The organism is Ktedonobacter racemifer DSM 44963, assembly GCF_000178855.1.
Classification (GTDB): domain Bacteria; phylum Chloroflexota; class Ktedonobacteria; order Ktedonobacterales; family Ktedonobacteraceae; genus Ktedonobacter; species Ktedonobacter racemifer.
In genome coordinates this window covers 2,039,024-2,055,312 of the sequence record NZ_ADVG01000004.1, presented here as the reverse complement: position 1 = coordinate 2,055,312, position 16,289 = coordinate 2,039,024, and the positions used below count along the sequence as shown (strand labels likewise).

The 16,289-nt window shown below is 54.3% G+C and carries 16 protein-coding genes; 13 read left to right on the top strand and 3 right to left on the bottom strand.

Translation table 11 applies throughout. The features are described 5' to 3' along the window. Window positions 1-177: 177 nt before the first annotated feature. Window positions 178-1,062, bottom strand: coding sequence for a metal ABC transporter permease (locus KRAC_RS50605; RefSeq protein ID WP_007920652.1), 885 nt, complete (start codon window positions 1,060-1,062; stop codon window positions 178-180). Between the two features lie 13 nt (window positions 1,063-1,075). Then, window positions 1,076-1,963 carry a metal ABC transporter permease gene (locus tag KRAC_RS50600; protein WP_052569286.1) on the bottom strand — a complete coding sequence of 296 codons (888 nt, stop codon included), beginning with the start codon at window positions 1,961-1,963 and terminating at the stop codon, window positions 1,076-1,078. 637 nt (window positions 1,964-2,600) lie between these two features. Between KRAC_RS50600 and KRAC_RS50595 the strand changes: the two genes are divergently transcribed. From KRAC_RS50595 to KRAC_RS50545, 11 genes are all read left to right on the top strand, one after another. Continuing rightward, window positions 2,601-3,815: an IS110 family RNA-guided transposase gene (locus KRAC_RS50595; RefSeq protein WP_007920648.1), complete on the top strand. Its 1,215-nt coding sequence runs from the start codon at window positions 2,601-2,603 to the stop codon at window positions 3,813-3,815. Window positions 3,816-4,287: 472 nt separating this feature from the next. Further along, complete coding sequence (locus tag KRAC_RS50590; RefSeq protein ID WP_040448297.1) at window positions 4,288-4,905, top strand: NUDIX hydrolase; 618 nt, start codon at window positions 4,288-4,290, stop codon at window positions 4,903-4,905. Window positions 4,906-5,193: 288 nt separating this feature from the next. After that, window positions 5,194-6,129: a sensor histidine kinase gene (locus tag KRAC_RS50585; protein ID WP_007920645.1), complete on the top strand. Its 936-nt coding sequence runs from the start codon at window positions 5,194-5,196 to the stop codon at window positions 6,127-6,129. A gap of 43 nt (window positions 6,130-6,172) precedes the next feature. Further along, window positions 6,173-6,739 (top strand): hypothetical protein, encoded by a 567-nt coding sequence (locus KRAC_RS50580; RefSeq protein WP_007920643.1) that lies wholly within the window; start codon window positions 6,173-6,175, stop codon window positions 6,737-6,739. A gap of 45 nt (window positions 6,740-6,784) precedes the next feature. Next, window positions 6,785-7,840: an MFS transporter gene (locus KRAC_RS50575; protein WP_083815180.1), complete on the top strand. Its 1,056-nt coding sequence runs from the start codon at window positions 6,785-6,787 to the stop codon at window positions 7,838-7,840. Between the two features lie 91 nt (window positions 7,841-7,931). Next, window positions 7,932-8,852 (top strand): manganese catalase family protein, encoded by a 921-nt coding sequence (locus KRAC_RS50570; protein ID WP_007920639.1) that lies wholly within the window; start codon window positions 7,932-7,934, stop codon window positions 8,850-8,852. Between the two features lie 153 nt (window positions 8,853-9,005). Beyond that, entirely contained in the window at window positions 9,006-9,374 is a 369-nt protein-coding gene (locus KRAC_RS50565; protein WP_007920638.1) for an ester cyclase, read from the top strand. 70 nt (window positions 9,375-9,444) lie between these two features. Continuing rightward, window positions 9,445-9,885 carry an OsmC family protein gene (locus tag KRAC_RS50560; RefSeq protein WP_007920637.1) on the top strand — a complete coding sequence of 147 codons (441 nt, stop codon included), beginning with the start codon at window positions 9,445-9,447 and terminating at the stop codon, window positions 9,883-9,885. Between the two features lie 277 nt (window positions 9,886-10,162). After that, window positions 10,163-10,870: an SDR family NAD(P)-dependent oxidoreductase gene (locus tag KRAC_RS50555; RefSeq protein WP_007920636.1), complete on the top strand. Its 708-nt coding sequence runs from the start codon at window positions 10,163-10,165 to the stop codon at window positions 10,868-10,870. Next, on the top strand, window positions 10,867-11,955 hold the full coding sequence (locus tag KRAC_RS50550; protein ID WP_007920635.1) for an S-adenosylmethionine:tRNA ribosyltransferase-isomerase: 1,089 nt from the start codon (window positions 10,867-10,869) through the stop codon (window positions 11,953-11,955). The genes KRAC_RS50555 and KRAC_RS50550 overlap by 4 nt, the downstream gene beginning before the upstream one ends. 145 nt (window positions 11,956-12,100) lie before the next feature. Further along, entirely contained in the window at window positions 12,101-12,811 is a 711-nt protein-coding gene (locus tag KRAC_RS50545) for a YIP1 family protein (RefSeq protein WP_007920634.1), read from the top strand. 150 nt (window positions 12,812-12,961) lie between these two features. Here the strand turns inward: KRAC_RS50545 and KRAC_RS50540 are convergent, their stop codons facing one another. Continuing rightward, window positions 12,962-13,858 carry a LysR family transcriptional regulator gene (locus KRAC_RS50540; protein WP_007920633.1) on the bottom strand — a complete coding sequence of 299 codons (897 nt, stop codon included), beginning with the start codon at window positions 13,856-13,858 and terminating at the stop codon, window positions 12,962-12,964. A 209-nt stretch (window positions 13,859-14,067) separates the two neighbouring features. Between KRAC_RS50540 and KRAC_RS50535 the strand changes: the two genes are divergently transcribed. Both KRAC_RS50535 and KRAC_RS50530 read left to right on the top strand, forming a co-directional pair. Next, a complete protein-coding gene (locus KRAC_RS50535) occupies window positions 14,068-15,348 on the top strand; it encodes a multidrug effflux MFS transporter (RefSeq protein WP_244422550.1) in 1,281 nt (426 codons plus the stop codon). A gap of 206 nt (window positions 15,349-15,554) precedes the next feature. Beyond that, window positions 15,555-16,283: an MBL fold metallo-hydrolase gene (locus KRAC_RS50530; protein WP_007920618.1), complete on the top strand. Its 729-nt coding sequence runs from the start codon at window positions 15,555-15,557 to the stop codon at window positions 16,281-16,283. Window positions 16,284-16,289: the final 6 nt, after the last annotated feature.

Genomic DNA, 16,289 nt, shown 5'->3' with positions numbered 1-16,289 from the left:
AGCACGATACTGCCGCTCGCTTTGCCGCTGGTGATATGCAGGCGCCAACATCCAGGATTGGGCGAGTTGAGACTAGCATATGCCACAAATCTGAAATTAGGCTGAATATGTCATATAGAACACGAACTACTCATGGGTACAGACATGGCCCGTCTAATTTCTCAAAAGCTTCATAATTCAGACTGCTGTATGTTCGCCTATGCACTCGCGGCTGGGATGGGGTTGAGGCTGATAGCGCGCAGGTGTGCGTAAGCGCTTATAGCCTGCGACAATAAGATAGGATATGGAGGAGAGTGCGGCAATATAGAAGCTGACTGGCCAGTGCCCCACCAGAGCCAGGAGCAATCCCGCCCAGGTAAAGAGCAGCCCCAGGAGAACCGAGAGAAGCAAGGCTATCATAGGCCGATTAGTCAACTGGTGCGCGACCGCGGCAGGCACAATCAAGAGCGCGAAGACCAGCAGGACTCCCACGACCTGTACAGCCTCCGAGACCGTAATGGCGATAAGCAGGAGAAAAACGATGGAGAGCAGGCGTACTGGCACGCCCCGTGCCTGCGCGACATCGGGATCAATCGAGCTAAACATCAAGGGGCGGAAGATGGCCGCCAGAATGATCAGGGCAATGGCACCCGAGATCAGCGTCACCAGAACATCGCTCGTCGAGACGCTTAAAAGCGAGCCAAAGAGGACACCAACCGTCTGGGTTGCGTACTGGGTATACAGGTTCAAGAAGAGCACACCCAGCCCCAGGGCGAAGGAGAGCACCATCCCGGTCTCGATATCGCGACCGCGCAGGCGCTTATCAAAGATGCCCATCCCGAGGGCTGCCAGGACCGTAAAGAGGAACATACCCATGAGTGAGCTTAGCCCGAGCAGAGCCGCGCCCGTGGCCCCGGCAAAACCGACATGGGAGAGGGCGTGGCCCGCGAAGGACTGCGAGCGCAGGACCACAAAATAGCCAATAATCGCCGTAATGATGGCGACGACCGTTCCCGCCAGGAAGGCGTTACGCACAAATTCCTGGTTCTGATAGAGCTGAAACAATTGAAGTAATGCTGACATCCCGTTCCCCCCATTAATGCGATGAACCGCTAAACTGTATCTCGCCTGCGCGCTCGTCGCTTGCCAACGACTCCTCTAGAGCGTCTTCGCGCCCATGTTTCCCTAGCCAGAGCGGCGAGAGCAGGCGTACTGGCAGGTAAACCATGAAGGCCAGGGCCGTGATAAAGAAGCTCACAGGCCACGGCGTCAGAGCCGCCAGGAAGATGGCCAGCCAGGTATAGCCTACGCTCAGGAGACAAGCCAGGAGGATCGCCTTGACAGGCGAATGCACGATGCGGATGGCCGTCGCGGCAGGCCCCACTAGCAGGGTAAAAATCAGGAGGATGCCCACAACCTTGACGGAGATCGAGATGGTGATGGCAACTATAATAAGGAAGAGCACGCCCAACAGGCGTACCGGAACGCCTCGCGTCTGTGCGACTTCAGGATCGAACGAGCTAAAGAGCAGAGGTCTGAAGAGCAGGACAATGAGTGCCAGGCAGAGCAGGCAGAAGAGGACATTGGTCTGCACATCGAACTGACTGATTCCCAGAATGGTGCCGAAGAGAATGCTGTAGGCGCGTTCCGCATATCCTTTATAGAGTGAGAGGAAGAGGATGCCAAGCGCCAGGGCCAGGGTCATAATGACGCCAATGGCTACGTCCCGCTCGCGTAACTCTTTGCCCAGGAGACCAATGCCAATGCCCGAGCCAACCGTAAAGGCAAGCAGCCCGAAGATGGGATCAATCCCGAGTAAGACGGCTCCTGCGGCCCCCGCGAAACCAATATGGGAGAGCGCGTGGCCTGCAAAGGTCAGACCACGTACAACCAGGAAATACCCCACAAGCGCGGCCATGATCGCGACGCAGGTTCCAGCCAGGAAGGCATTCTGGATAAAAGCATAGGTGAATATATCAAGCATGGTTTGTAGCAGGCCCTTTCCTTGCCAACCTATCCCCAAAACTGCGCCTTCTCTACTAGCGCACGTGTAAATTGATACTGTGTATCGTTTGCTACAGCATAGCATAGAGTTCAAAACGCTGTCAACATAGTGATATCGTGTCTCAACACACCACGAGCGCCTGCAGCGCTCGCCGGGTTAGTGAATATGGTGCGTGCTGGTGGCCTGCGGCCACCAGCACGCACCATATTCACTAACCAAATTAAGGGGAATATTTGTCAGAATGTAACAAAATTGGCTTTCGTGCGACTATATAAATGAGGTGTGTTTCGCGAGGAGATGGCGAGAACTGATACTGTGGGCACTAGCTGTTCTTTGTCTATCTTCTCGATGCCCTCTTTTTCCCCTTTTACAGTAAACTACTACCAGGCCTTCTCGACACAAGGGCACAGCAAGCGGTACACTTGCTGGTATGAATGCTCGAATCTGGAAGGCGAAAGACTCTCTTTCCCACGTGGCTTGACCAATTAAGGAAGATCGCTCTTCGCCTTCCTGGGTTCCTGGAAAACGAATCATTGGAGAGTCGCGCCGTGAGCGCCGCAGTAAAAGGACCCTCTCGCCTCACCAGGAACCGTTGTTTCAGCAGGAGGACCTGCTTATGTGGTTTGCAGGAATCGATTGGGCAGACACCCATCACGACATTCTCGTCCTCGATGAACGAGGGCAAAAACTCGCCTCGTTTCGGGTCATGCACACCTCGAAAGGCCTCGACGAGCTGGCCAGCCGTCTGACAGCCATTTGTGGTCCAGAGCACAAGGCAGAACTGGCCTGCATTGTCGAGACCACTCGTGGCTTGTTGATTACCCACTTGTTGGAAGCAGGTTTTGCTGTCTATCCGGTCAATCCCAAGACGGTGGATCGTAAACGTTCGGCATCGGGAGCCAAAACGGACCAGATCGATGCGTATCTGCTGGCTAAACACGGGCGGTCGGAAATTGCTGATCTGCGGCGACTGGAACCCGATAGCCCGCTGATTGCCGAACTGAAAGCCCTGACACGCGATCAAGATGGCTTGATCCAGATGCAAACCCGCCTGGTCAATCAACTGACCGCCTGTCTCAAAGCGTACTATCCAGTTGCGCTTACTCTGTTTACCAAGGTGCAGCAACCTTCGACCTTGCACTTCTTGCTCGCCTATCCGACCCCGCAGGAGGCGATGAACGCTTCGTGTGAAGAGATTGCTGAGCTGTTGAAAAGCACTGGGTATCCAACGCCAAAGAAGACTGCGGCCTCGATTGTGCACCAGGTGCATCAGCCCCAGTTGACTGCCGATGAAGTGACGTGCAGGACCAAATCGCGTTTGTTGATTGCTCTGATCCGTCAATTGCAGCCCGTGATGGAAGAGATTGCCGCCTATGATCAGGAGATTGAGCGCCTTTTTTTGATGCATGCTGACAGTCATCTCTTTCGCACGCTGCCTCGTGCAGGCAAGCGGATTGCCCCACGACTGTTGGCTGAAATTGGGGATGACCGCTCGCGCTATCAGGATACTGCCAGTTTGCAAGCCTTGGCTGGCACCTCGCCAGTGCCTTATGAAAGTGGCAACTATGCCAAACCGCATCGGCGCTATGCCTGCATCAAACCGTTGCGCAACGTGCTGCAGCAGTTTGCCTGGCAAAGCATCCAGACCGAAGCATGGGCCAGCGAGTACTATGAGCGCAAACGTCGGGAAGGCAAAAGCCACACCGTCGCTGTCCGTGCGCTGGCTAATGTCTGGGTACGCATTCTCTTTGCGCTGTGGCTTAAAGGAGAACACTACCAGTCTGCGATCTTTGAACAAGCCAGACACCTGCATGCGCCTCGTGCAGCGTGAGTGCTCAACCAACCACAGATGAGCGAAGCGCTCCTTCTCCCAGGCAAAACAGGCGCCTGTTTTTTGCCTTTCAACTCGGCATGCCTTTTTTTGACCACGCAAGCTCAGGTGTGTCAAGGAAAGCGCAGCGGCTTGACACGCCTGAGCGGCGTGGTACACTCCTTCATGCCGTGTTGAAAGCATCGTTTTTCCTCCTGTTCTCAATTTTTGCCTTGTTTCAAATTGACCGTTTTTTGACTTGACATAGAGAGTCTTCCTTAGGAGCTACTCCTTCCTCCACAGCACTTGCGGTGCTCCGCAAGGATGGGAGTCTGTGGCGATGGCTGGCTTCGTCGGCCATCGCCACAGACTCCCATCCGACGGTTTTTATAGCAATGACGGGCAGGAAAGTTGTCCCCAAATCAGACAGTTTACCCTCTCTTTATGCTATAGTGGGGATATAGCATTTATTGATGAAATTCAGGAGGGTGAGGTGGAGCAAGAAATCCTCGCTATTTACGACGAACAGAGGCAACCCCTGGGGACACTGCCGCGGGCCGTGGTCCATCAGCAGGGACACTGGCATGAGACTTTCCATTGCTGGTTTTTTCGTCAGGAGGGCGCGCGCACGTATCTTCTCTTTCAGCGGCGGGCGGCCTCAAAGAAAGATTTTCCTCTCAAACTCGATATTACGGCCGCGGGTCACTTGCTCGCGGGCGAGACAGTCAGGGATGGGGTTCGCGAGGTCGCGGAGGAGGTGGGGATAACGGTTGCATACCATGAGTTGCTCCCTGTTGGGGTCATCCCAAGCACGGTTGAAATTGATCAGCTTATTGATCGCGAGTTTTGTCATGTCTACCTGTATCACTACCAGGCACCAACTCCACGCTTTCTCCTTCAGCAGGAAGAGGTTGCGGATATGATTGCGGTAGAATCCACACAGCTCGAAGCTCTCTTCCAGGGGAAGACCAGGGCGATTGAGGGGCGAAGTTGTCTCTACTCATTTACTGAAGGGCCGGTCGTCAAGATAGAGACACAGGATCTCTGCCCCCATCCGCCAACATACGCAAAGCAATTGATGCAAGCGCTTCATCGCTATGCAGGCTGCTAGATGCGAAACTTCTTGCCACGGATGCTCGTGCTATTGCAGGATCCTCAGACGGATCGAAGAAATAGTCCGTTAGCTCAGCAGTCGCGTCCCACATCCAGCCTGGATCTATAAGAAGGGTATAACAAGGAAAAGCCAAATACGTTAAGTATTTTTGTACTAGGGGAAGTAAGGCGTGGTAGAGGAGGACAATTCCCCTCTTTCTACCGAGAAATCCATGGTGGATAGGGATGGCATGAGAGAGCTAGCATGATCCAGGGGCCAGAACACAGAAATGAATGCGAGGGAATAATGGGCAGTTCAGATGCTTCTCAAGCACGCAATATAAAACATCCACAGTATCCACAAGAGCAGATGGTGCTTCAGGCGGAGAAAGAGCCTGCTGCCCAGGGAGTGGAAAGCGGCTCGTCACCCGAGGCAGAGACAATCCAGCAACTAGAGCAGACCCTGCTCAAAACGCGTAAACGCTTCGAGTCCTTTATCAGTGCTGCTGGGCACGAACTACGCACCCCCCTGACCACGATCAAAGGCAATGCTCAGCTTGCCCTGCGGCGCCTGGAGAAACTTCGGCGCAAGGTGGGACAACAGGAACAGATCGACGCGTCCACGCTTGGTGCTGATCTCAAACGCCTTCAGCAGCCGCTTGATTACATTGTCTACCGCGTAAACGAGCAGGACAAAATGATTAGTGATCTCCTGGATGTCTCACGCGTTCAATCGGGCAAGATCTCTATCGTCATGCGCCCCTGCAACCTGGTACAGATTGTACAGAATGCGGTTCAGAATACGCATGAGGCGGCGATGGATCGTGTAATTGACTTGACTGTGCCAGAGGAGGAGTCCCAAATTGCCATTCACGCCGACCCCGAACGTGTGGAGCAAGCCCTGAATGCCTTGCTGAGTAACGCGATGAAATACTCCATGCCAGATCGACCGATCAAAGTGATGCTGACCATAGAAGAGAGAGAGGCATCGCGCGTGGCCCAGGTCCAGGTTCAGGACTATGGCACCGGTATTCCTGCGGATGAACTGGAGAATATCTGGGATATCTCCTATCGCGTCAAAGGGGTTGAGGTGCAGGATGGCTCCTCCGTAGGTCTGGGTCTGGGCCTCTTCCTCTGTCGTGCCCTTATTGAGCGCCAGCAGGGAACAGTAGGGGTACATAGCGTACCAGGCGAGGGATCGCTTTTCTGGTTTACCTTGCCTCTGGCCCAGGAGGAAAGCTAAGCCTCCTCTATCAAAGGCCATAACATAAAACAAGGAGAAATCTATGCCGAGAGCTAGCGTTGAACCGTTGCCAATTCCCGGCCATTTTGCTGCCAGGCCCTTCTGTACCAATCAAGGGCATTTTCTGAACTTTTCTGCTTCGGAAACGGTTGAAATGGTGGCTTCTGGTCAGAGTATTAATACACGTGCCAAAGGTCGTTTTTCGATTCAGACTCTGACTCGGAACTCGGCCCTGCTGTATTTCTTTGGCATAAAAGTGTATGAGTCCCTGGATTCGGCTTATAGCACGCCTATTCGGCCCCTTGCTTCGTTCAACGCGACCGTCACATGCGAACAAGGAGTCTTCGCCTTCAAAAAGCAAAAATTTATAGGGAATGGGAATGAAAACTGGGAGGAGGATTCCTGGCCGTGCTTGCTTTACCATGCACGCTATGTATTTGAACCCGACCCGCTCTATCCACTAATCGCGAACAATCCCGCAAGCCTGCCAGAAGGACAAACGCCAGGCCCAGCCCATTACTACCGTTTGGGAGATCAACAGGAACTTACCAGGAAAGAATTGCTCGATATGGGTATCTCGCCTATTTACGAGCATTGTTTGGAAAAGTAGTCATACTTGAAAGTACTCCCTGTTTATGGATGAACAGCCTTTTGCCTGCCTGCCGGTGCCCTGGTGGATCGTTGGGACCGCAAGCGTATCATGCTGGTCTGCACCTGTTGCTTGATGTTATGCGCGCTCTTAATTGTCGTCTGTCTCGTTTTGCAGTTTCCCCTTGCCATCATGCTTGGCTGCCTCTACGTGTTATCTTTCCTGATTGGAACCTCTTCAGTCTTCTATGGCCTGGCTGAGGTGGTGGCACTCACACGCGTTGTGCCTAAAAGCCAGATTCCCCTGGCCTTGACGCAGAATGAGATTACCTATAGCGCGACAACGCTGCTCGCGCCCCCGCTGGGCAATTTTCTCTTGACTATCGGTCGTGCACTTCCCTTTCTCGCCGATGCCATCTCCTACATAGTATTACTGATCTCGTTGCTATGTATACGAACCTCTTTTCAGGAACAACGCCGCGAGGCGACGCAGGGCATCGCACGCGAGATCTTAACTGGCCTGCAATGGTTGCGCACCCATCCACTGGTCGGCTTCCTGGCCTTCTTCTCTGGTTTCCTTGAGGTGATCGTCATCCTGAATGTATTGCTCATCTCTGCCATTAGACTAGAGGCTGGTTTCCCACAAGGAATAGTAGGAGTGATTCTGGCTGGAGCCGGGATTGGTAACCTGCTTGGAAATGCGCTTGGGACGTATCTTCAACCCCGCCTTCGCTTTGGCTGGGGACTCTGCGCGGTTAGCATCGTCTTTGTACTCGCGTGGCCGTTGTATGGATTGTATACGAACCCGCTCTGGCTCGGTAGTATAGTGGCATTTCTCGCCCTCATCGATTCCGTTGCCTACCTCTTGACGGCAAGCTATCGCCTGGCTGTTGTGCCCGATGCTTTTCAGGGGCGGGTGAGTAGCCTGTATCGTCTCATTCTTTTTGGCTTTGCGTCCCTGGGACCCGCGACTATTGGCGTTGTGCTACAAGTCTATGGTATTGCTACCGCTATAAATATCATTTGGGGCGCGCTTTTCTGTTTCTCATGCGTCATCATTCTATCTCCACAAATACGACGGGCAACTTTTCCACAGGACGAAAACTCCACAAAAAATTTGTAACACCACTCCATTGCTTGAACGTGTTAGCACAGTGACCGGGACATACGACGATGTGTAATGCAGAGTGGTCACGTGCAAAGGAGAAAACTGCATGTTTTTTCACGTTCAAAAGCTGATCAATGAGATCGTTCCTGACGAGCCTGATCCCGCTGCGGCAAATGCATTGCAGGAAGGTCTGGGCGGGCAATTTGGTGAGATGCGCACGATGATGCAGTACCTCTTCCAGAGCTTTAACTTCCGCGGCAAAGCCAAACCCTACCTCGATTTGATTCAGGGAGTCGGGATAGAGGAAATTAGCCATGTGGAGTTGATTGCGACCACCATCAACCGCCTGGTAGATGGCGCGCCTGGCTACAAGACAAAAGGGGGCGCGTTCGATGCCGCGACCCAAAACATGCCTGGACACAATGGTTCCACGCCCTTAAATATGGCCCTGCACCAGGGAAATATTCACCACTTCCTGGTGGCCTCACAGGGTGCGATGCCTATTGATGCCGCGGGCAATCCCTGGTCTGGCTCATATGTCTACAATAGTGGGAATCTCACGCTCGATCTCATCTACAATTTGATGCTGGAGGCAACGGGACGTTTACAGAAATGCCGCCTCTATGAAATGACCGATAATAAAACGGCACGCTCCACCATCTCTTACCTGATTGTACGCGATCACGCGCATGAGAACGTTTACGCCAAGGCCCTGGAATCGCTGGGTATCAACTGGGGAAAAGTCCTTCCCATCCCAAACTTCGATGCCACCAAGTTTCCCGAAGTACGCACACTTATGGAGAAGGGCCTTCATAATCAGCAGTATCACTGGCGGCTTGATGGCTCTGAGATGGCCAAAGTCTTTAAGGGGCAGGCGCCCTCTGTTACTGGCGGACCACTGGAGGTACCCGAGAAACCACCTGAAGGTGTCCCTTTTACGCCTGGTCCTGAACGACCAGAAGAGTTCTCTCCTGGCCTGACACCTGAGATTATGGAACTGGTTGAGCAAGTGAGTAAGCTGAAGTAAGACAACTTCCCATCCTTTAGTATATACTAGAGACTATTCTGGCTCTGTTTGATTACAGTGATCGGGATAGTCTCTCTTTGTAAGCGGTTAACCCCATGAACAACTATCAATATACAACCCCTCCATATAGAACTATCAGGAAAGGCCTACACCATGTCAGTAGCAGAGAACAAAAAAAAGGTGCTTGCCCTCTATAAGGCTTTCAATGAAAGGGACCTGGCAGAGATAGAGCAGGTCTTCGCCGAAAGTTTTGTGGATCACTCAACGCCTGAGCAGGCAGTGGGGCCAGAAGGCGTGCGGACGTATTTTGCAATGTTATATGACGCGATTCCTGATTTGCGTATCACTATCGATGACCTGGTAGCCGAGGGCGACAGAGTTGTGATACGCACAAGCTGGCGGGGCACGTATGCCGAAAGCAAGGAAGCGGTGTATCGAAGCATGATCCAGATCTTCCATGTCGGTCAGGGGAAAATTCAGGGGGAGTGGAATGAGGGCGGAGATTTGCTCCCAAAAGATTGACATCGGTCACCTTGCAATGTATACCATAGCAAGAGATCAGTGATATTTATCTGCACTCCAAGGAGGGGCAATGACCAAACCATTATCCGTGCGTGCTCAAAGTACCGGTACCAGCACCTTTACCATTGACTCTGGCAGCAAGCATCGCATTGTTTTAAGCTCAGTAGAAGAGGATCAGGGTCCCAGCCCGATGGAGGCGCTACTTGGGGCGCTGGCTGGCTGCGCTGGCATTGGCATCCTCTCGATTCTGCGCAAGATGCGTCAGGATGTCACCCATTATGAGATCCGCGTCCATGGCGAGCGTGCCGAGCAAGATCCCAAGATATTTACCGATATTACCGTCGAGCATATCTTTACCGGCACCGGTTTGCGCCCGGAAAGCATTCAGCGCGCCATTGAGCTGGATACTACCAACTACTGCGGCGTCAATATCATGCTTGGAAAGAGTGCCGCAATCAAGCACACCTTTCAAATTCACGAGGCATCTGAGCCAGAGCCACCGCTAGTATGATGCGGGCTGGCGAGCAGGTAGAAGCGCATCACGTTGGCACTGGGCTTCCTGGTTTTATAGTATGATGCGGGCTGGCAGCCTGTGGCTGCCAGCCCGCATCATACTATAAAACCAGGGCGAGCGCCACAGGCGCGAGAAGTCAACCAGTGTGCAGATATGAACCTGTCCAAAGGGGCAAAGGCTTTCTGTCCTCTTGCACAATCCGCAGCGCATCTTTTTCAGGTACAGTACGAGCAGAGAAAACAAAGAACGTACAACTGAAAGGGAGAAGCTTAGCATGCCACATATACAAACCGCTCTAATTACGGGAGCCTCAAGGGGCCTGGGCCTGGCGTTAGCTCGCCAGCTTGCGAAAGAACAGTGGAACCTGGTGATCGATGCGCGTGGAGACGAGGCCCTGGAGGCAACTCGTCAGGAGCTTGCGCGCGAGACGCAGGTAATCGCCATCGCTGGAGATATCACAGACGCTGCGCATCGCCAGGCGCTCGCCGATGCGCTACACACAATTGGTTCTCTCGATGTCCTCGTCAACAATGCCAGCATCCTGGGACCCAGCCCTCAGCCTCAACTGTTGCAGTATCCACTTGAGACGCTGGAACAGGTCTACCGCACCAATGTCATCGCACCTCTGGCACTGCTGCAAACGCTCCAGCCTTCTTTACTGCCAGGTGCCAGGATTATCAATATCACCAGTGATGCCGCCATCGAGAATTACGCGGGCTGGGGTGGCTATGGCTCAAGCAAGGCTGCGTTGGAGCAACTCTCACATATCCTGGCGGCTGAGCAGGAAGCCTGGCGTGTCTACTGGGTCGATCCCGGCGATATGCGCACCCAGATGCACCAGGAGGCTTTCCCAGGCGAGGACATCTCTGATCGCCCGCTGCCAGAGGAGAGCGTCCCGGGCCTGCTTCAACTCATCAAGGGCGACTATCCCAGTGGTCGCTACCAGGCACGCGCCCTGCCGGGGAAGGAAGCACACTCATGACCAGCTTACCTATCCAGACAGCGTTAGACGCATCGCTTGATTTTGTGCTGCCAGCCGAGCTTGAGGCGACCAGGCCGCCTGAAGCTCGCGGCCTGGCGCGCGACGAGGTGCGCCTGATGGTCTCGTATCGCGCCAATGACCATATTCTTCATGACCGCTTCCGTGAGATAGAACACTTTCTGGAGCCAGGCGACCTGCTCGTCGTCAATACCAGTGGAACGATGAACGCCGCGCTCAGCGCGACCCGCGCGGATGGCACTCCATTGGAAGTTCACCTCTCGACACATTTGCCCGCCAATCTGTGGATCGTTGAGGTTCGCCTCAAACAAGGTGAGCGGACGTTCCCTTTCTCTGAGATGCAGGCTGGCGAACGGGTACCGCTGCCAGGAGGAGCCTCGCTGCACCTGCTCACACCATACAGCGCCGGGGAAGGGAGGCTCCAGCCCGCCAGGCAGAGGCTCTGGATTGCGACTATTGAGCTTGCCTCACCACTTCAGGAATATCTCGCGAGCTATGGCTTCCCCATTCGCTATAACTATGTGCCGGAAGCCTGGCCGCTTGAGTACTATCAGACGGTCTACGCGACAGAGTATGGAAGTGCCGAGATGCCCTCGGCGGGGCGCGCCTTTACGCCTGAACTCATCGCGCGCCTGGTTGCTCGCGGTATTCAGATTGTGCCCCTGCTGCTCCACACCGGGGTTTCCAGCCTGGAGGAGCATGAGCCGCCATATGAGGAATATTATCGTGTGCCCGTAGAAACCGCCAAATCCATAAATACTGCTCATGCTAATCATAAACGCGTCGTCGCGGTGGGCACGACGGTTGTACGCGCTTTGGAGACCGTTACGGACGTGGATGGTGTCACGCATCCGGGGGAGGGATGGACACGCCTGGTGATCACGCCACAGCGTGGGCTGCGAGCGGTCAATGCCTTGCTTACAGGCCTACATGAGCCCCGTGCCTCGCACTTGCTCATGCTCGAAGCGCTGGCCGGTCGTGAGCATTTGCGGAAGACCTATGCCGCAGCGTTGCAAGAGCAATATCTCTGGCATGAGTTCGGCGACCTGCATCTCCTACTGCCATAAGGCGGCGGGAGAGGAGTCCCACACTATGGGGGACGACATTGCGGGAGGGCTTTTTGGCTTCTCGATGCTCGGTAAAATGAAAAGAAAGTGGCATGCTAGCTACTGACATGGTCACATCAGTTTTCGAGGAATCGAGGCGTACGCAATGAAACGACAACCTCAATATATGCCAGGCGGAAATGTTCCGTCCTCCTTCGCGGCGCAGCATCCCGCGACACGCCTGCCCGCCTTTTATGCCAGGGCCGTCACGACGCCGCAGCCACGTGTCTTTGCCCAGGCCGCCGAGTATGCGCGTTGGAGCCTGGTCTGGATCCAACTCGCTCTGCTGCTGATTATTCCCGCGGCGCTGGGCCTGCTGCGTAGTGTGCTCAGGGATACCTCCAGCGGGATCGATACACGTTCAAACGTCTTCTTTGGCTTTATGGATGTCCTGACCGTGGGCGCGACCCTCGCGGCCTTTGGCCTCAAGGTCGTCTTTGTGCCACTCCTGTTCTTCGTGGGTGCGGCCTTGCAATACCTGCTGGCGCGGGCCTTTGGCGGTCATGGGCGCTTCGTCTCTCACTGCTTCGATATGCTGCTCTACCAGGTCCCGCTGACATTTATCGGCGCGCTCATTATTACCGTCTTTGTGGCACTGCACTTCTCAACACTTTTCTTCGCTCCCATTATCAGTGTCGCGCTCTTCTTCTATGGTGTCTTTGTCAACACCTCGGTTGTCATGGGCGTTCATGGGCTGAGCCGCGAAAAGTCGATTATAGCCGTGGCTATCCCCTACATCCTTGGCGTTATGGCAGTTTGTGGCCTGCTCGCCGTGCTCGCGCACTCTATCGCGAACATGCTACACATGGCCCATTAAAATTTAGCACGCAAAAATGCGCTTAAATCCGCTCTAGATGCCGGTCCAAACGCTTTTGATATGAGGTTAAAAATGCGAATCTGCTCCTTTATATAGGGATCAGATAAAAGCCATAAAAGCGTAATATATGAGTTGCTCTCTTATGGCTGCTCAGGCCGTGGCTTCGGCCTGGGCCTGGGCACAGATCAGGGCGGTCTGAATAAAGAGTTTGGCTCCTGGTGGCGCTGCATCCTGCGACTTGACCGCGAGACCGATCCGCAGATCCTGAGGGGGATTGAGTGAGAGGGCGACGACTCCCTCAAGTTTACTGGGTAGGAGTTTACGCGGCATCAAGGTAATACCCAGCCCCTCACGGACCATGGCCAGAATCGTCGCGGTATCGCTGGCCTGGTAGCGAATTTGCGATTTATACTTGTCTAGCACGAAGCCAGCTCTGCGCATCAGGTTCAGCGTGCACTGGGTCTTCTCCATCACAAAGCCCTCTTCGCGTAGCTCTTCTGGCATAAGCGTCTTGCGTGTCTGGAGATGATGTCCAGGCGGAAGTAGCACGCAGAGTTCATCAGTCGTGAGCAGCGTTCCATCAATCCCTGGCGCGGGTAGCAATACAAATCCGACGTCAATTACGCCCTGCTCGATCCAGTCTCCCACCTCGTGCATGGATCCCTCAAAGAGCACCACTTCAATGTCGGGATATGCGACGCGAAAGCGCGTCAGCATGCTAGCCAACAAACGCGGAGGAATCATCGATTCGATACTTCCCAGGCGCACCTTCCCCGCTGCCTCGCCACGCGCTACCTTTGCCTCTTGCTCAATCGCCTCGGCCTGGGCCAGGAGGAGGCGCACATGTGGAAGGATCTTTTCTCCAACACGAGAGAGCGAGACAACGCCCTTACGATTGCGCTCCAGCAGCGTCACGCCCAGCTCGCTTTCAAGCGCCGAGAGCGCGTGGCTTACCGCCGATTGTGTCAGGTTAATTGTATAGGCCGCCTCCGTGAAACTGCCCGTTTCGGCCAGGGCCACAAAACTTTGGAGCTGTGAGAAGTTCATATGTATGTCCTTCATAAGTTTATGACAAATATGATTTGCGCTCATTATACAAAATCAAGTATACTGCTGACAAGCAAGTGATGAATGATCAATCCACTTCACCATCTGGGATAGCGTGGTGTGCTGGGAGTGGGGAGTCAGTGCATACGTACCGACTCCCCACTCCCAGCACACCACGGGTGAGAGATTGAAAATAAACTATTGGAGCTATGATGGCTGAAAACATTTTATCCATACAACCTGATGAGCAGAATAATGTACTATCTACTGCTGATGCTCAAGTGGATACGCAGAAACAGGGAGAGAAGCCCTCAGCACGCATTCGGGCACGTCATGTCTTGATTCTAGGTGGGCTGGGAGCGCTGGGGCCGCTGGCGAATGATATGTATGTCCCCTCGCTTCCAGCCTTGAGCCACGATTTGTCGGCCACAACCTCGCAGGCACAGTTGACCCTGAGCGCCTTTATTCTTGGCCTGGCCCTGGGACAGATAGTCGCGGGACCCATCAGCGATGCCCGGGGCAGGCGCAGGCCCTTGCTTATCGGCATCGCCGTCTATGTGCTCACATCGCTACTCTGTGCCATTGCCCCTTCCATGGCGATCCTCATTCCCCTGCGCTTTATCCAGGGCGTAGCGGGCGCGGCTGGCGTGGCGCTGGCCCTGGCGATGGTCAGCGATCTATACAGCGGAATCGCCCAGGCGCGCTTTTTCTCCCTGCTGATGCAGATCAACGGCCTGGCTCCGATGCTCGCGCCGCTGCTTGGTGGACAACTGCTTAGAGTGACCTCCTGGCATGGCATTTTCGTCACCCTCGCACTCGCCGCCGTGTTGCTGCTCGCCGTCTCGGCGCTTGGACTTGGAGAGACACTGCCTGTCAGCCAGCGCCAGCGTGGGGGCATCACAACAACCCTGAGTGCCTTCCGTGAACTGCTAATGGACCGGCGCTTCGTAGGCTATGCCCTCTCCTGTGGCTTTGCCTTTACCGCCTGCATCATCTACATTTCTGTCTCGCCGTTTGTTTTACAGAACATCTATGAGATCTCGCCCCAGTTGTTGGGCATCATCTTCGGCATTAATGCCCTGGGTATCGTCATCATGGCCCAGGTCAATGCCAGGCTGGTTGGCCGTGTTCCCTCACAACATCTCCTGAGCTATGGTTACGCCATGATCGCCCTTGGTGGTGTGGCCCTGCTCGTGGTTGTCCTGAGCGGTATCGGGCTTATCGGCATCCTGCCAGCCTTTTTTATCCTGACCTCCAGCCTTGGTCTCATCATGCCGAACGCGACAACGCTGGCGATGGCAAATACGCGAACGGCTGGAAGTGCCGCCGCCTTGCTGGGTGTCTTGCAACTGGCGATTGGCGCGGTCGTCGCTCCCCTGGTTGGCCTCGGTGGCAGCGCGAGTGCGCTCCCAATGGCGGCCTCTATAGCAGCCTTCGCCCTGGCGACCTTGCTCACCTTCCTCCTCCTCTGCCGCCCCATCCACGCATAGTAGAAAAAAGGTAAAGGGAAGTGAAGGAGAGGGCAGCATTTTGTCCCCCTTCACTCCGGAAGATTGCACGCATGGCTGAGATATGAACCCGTTTTAAGCATACCTAATTGTTCAATTTATCCTTCTTGACAAACTAATGTGATTAGTTTAAAATATAACCACGTTAGTATAAAGGAAAAATGATTTAGCACAAGAAGGTGAGAGCAATGAAAGTTACAGCTGCGGGCAAACATCTTTATCAATTGACCCATCTGGGTAGCGTCAATTGCTACCTGGTACGTGAGGACGATGGTTTTACCTTGATCGATACATCCTGGCCTAGTAGCCAGGCCAAAGCTATCATGCAGGAAGCAGAGAAGCTGGGCCTGCCAATTGTACGCATTCTACTGACCCATGGGCACATCGACCATGTTGGCTCGCTCGATACACTCCACGCCCTGTTACCAGAGGTGCCGGTAGCTATTAGTGCTCGGGACGCTCGTCTCATGGCTGGCGACGTAAGCCTGGACCCCTCTGAGCCCGCAGGAAAGGAGCCTGGCGGCTCTAAGTGCGTAACAAAACCAACCAGTTTTTTGAAGGAAGGGGATCGGATTGGTTCGCTCGAAGTATTCTCAACGCCTGGCCATTCGCCGGGACATGTGGCCTTCCTCGATACCAGGGATAGCGCTCTGATCGCTGGCGATACCTTTCAGACACTGGGAGGGGTAGCCGTTTCGGGAACGCTCGTTCCTCTCTTTCCCCTTCCGGGCCTCTCTGATTGGCGCAAGGAGCTTTCCCTGGAGAGCGCACGCAAGCTGCTGGCACTCAAACCAGATTTGCTGGCCGTAGGTCATGGCCGCATGCTCAACAATCCCCAACCGGCGATGGAGCGAGCAATTCGCAAACTGGAAATGTCATTGGCAAAGGCGAAGGGTAAACAAGCACGTGTCGCATAGAGTGGG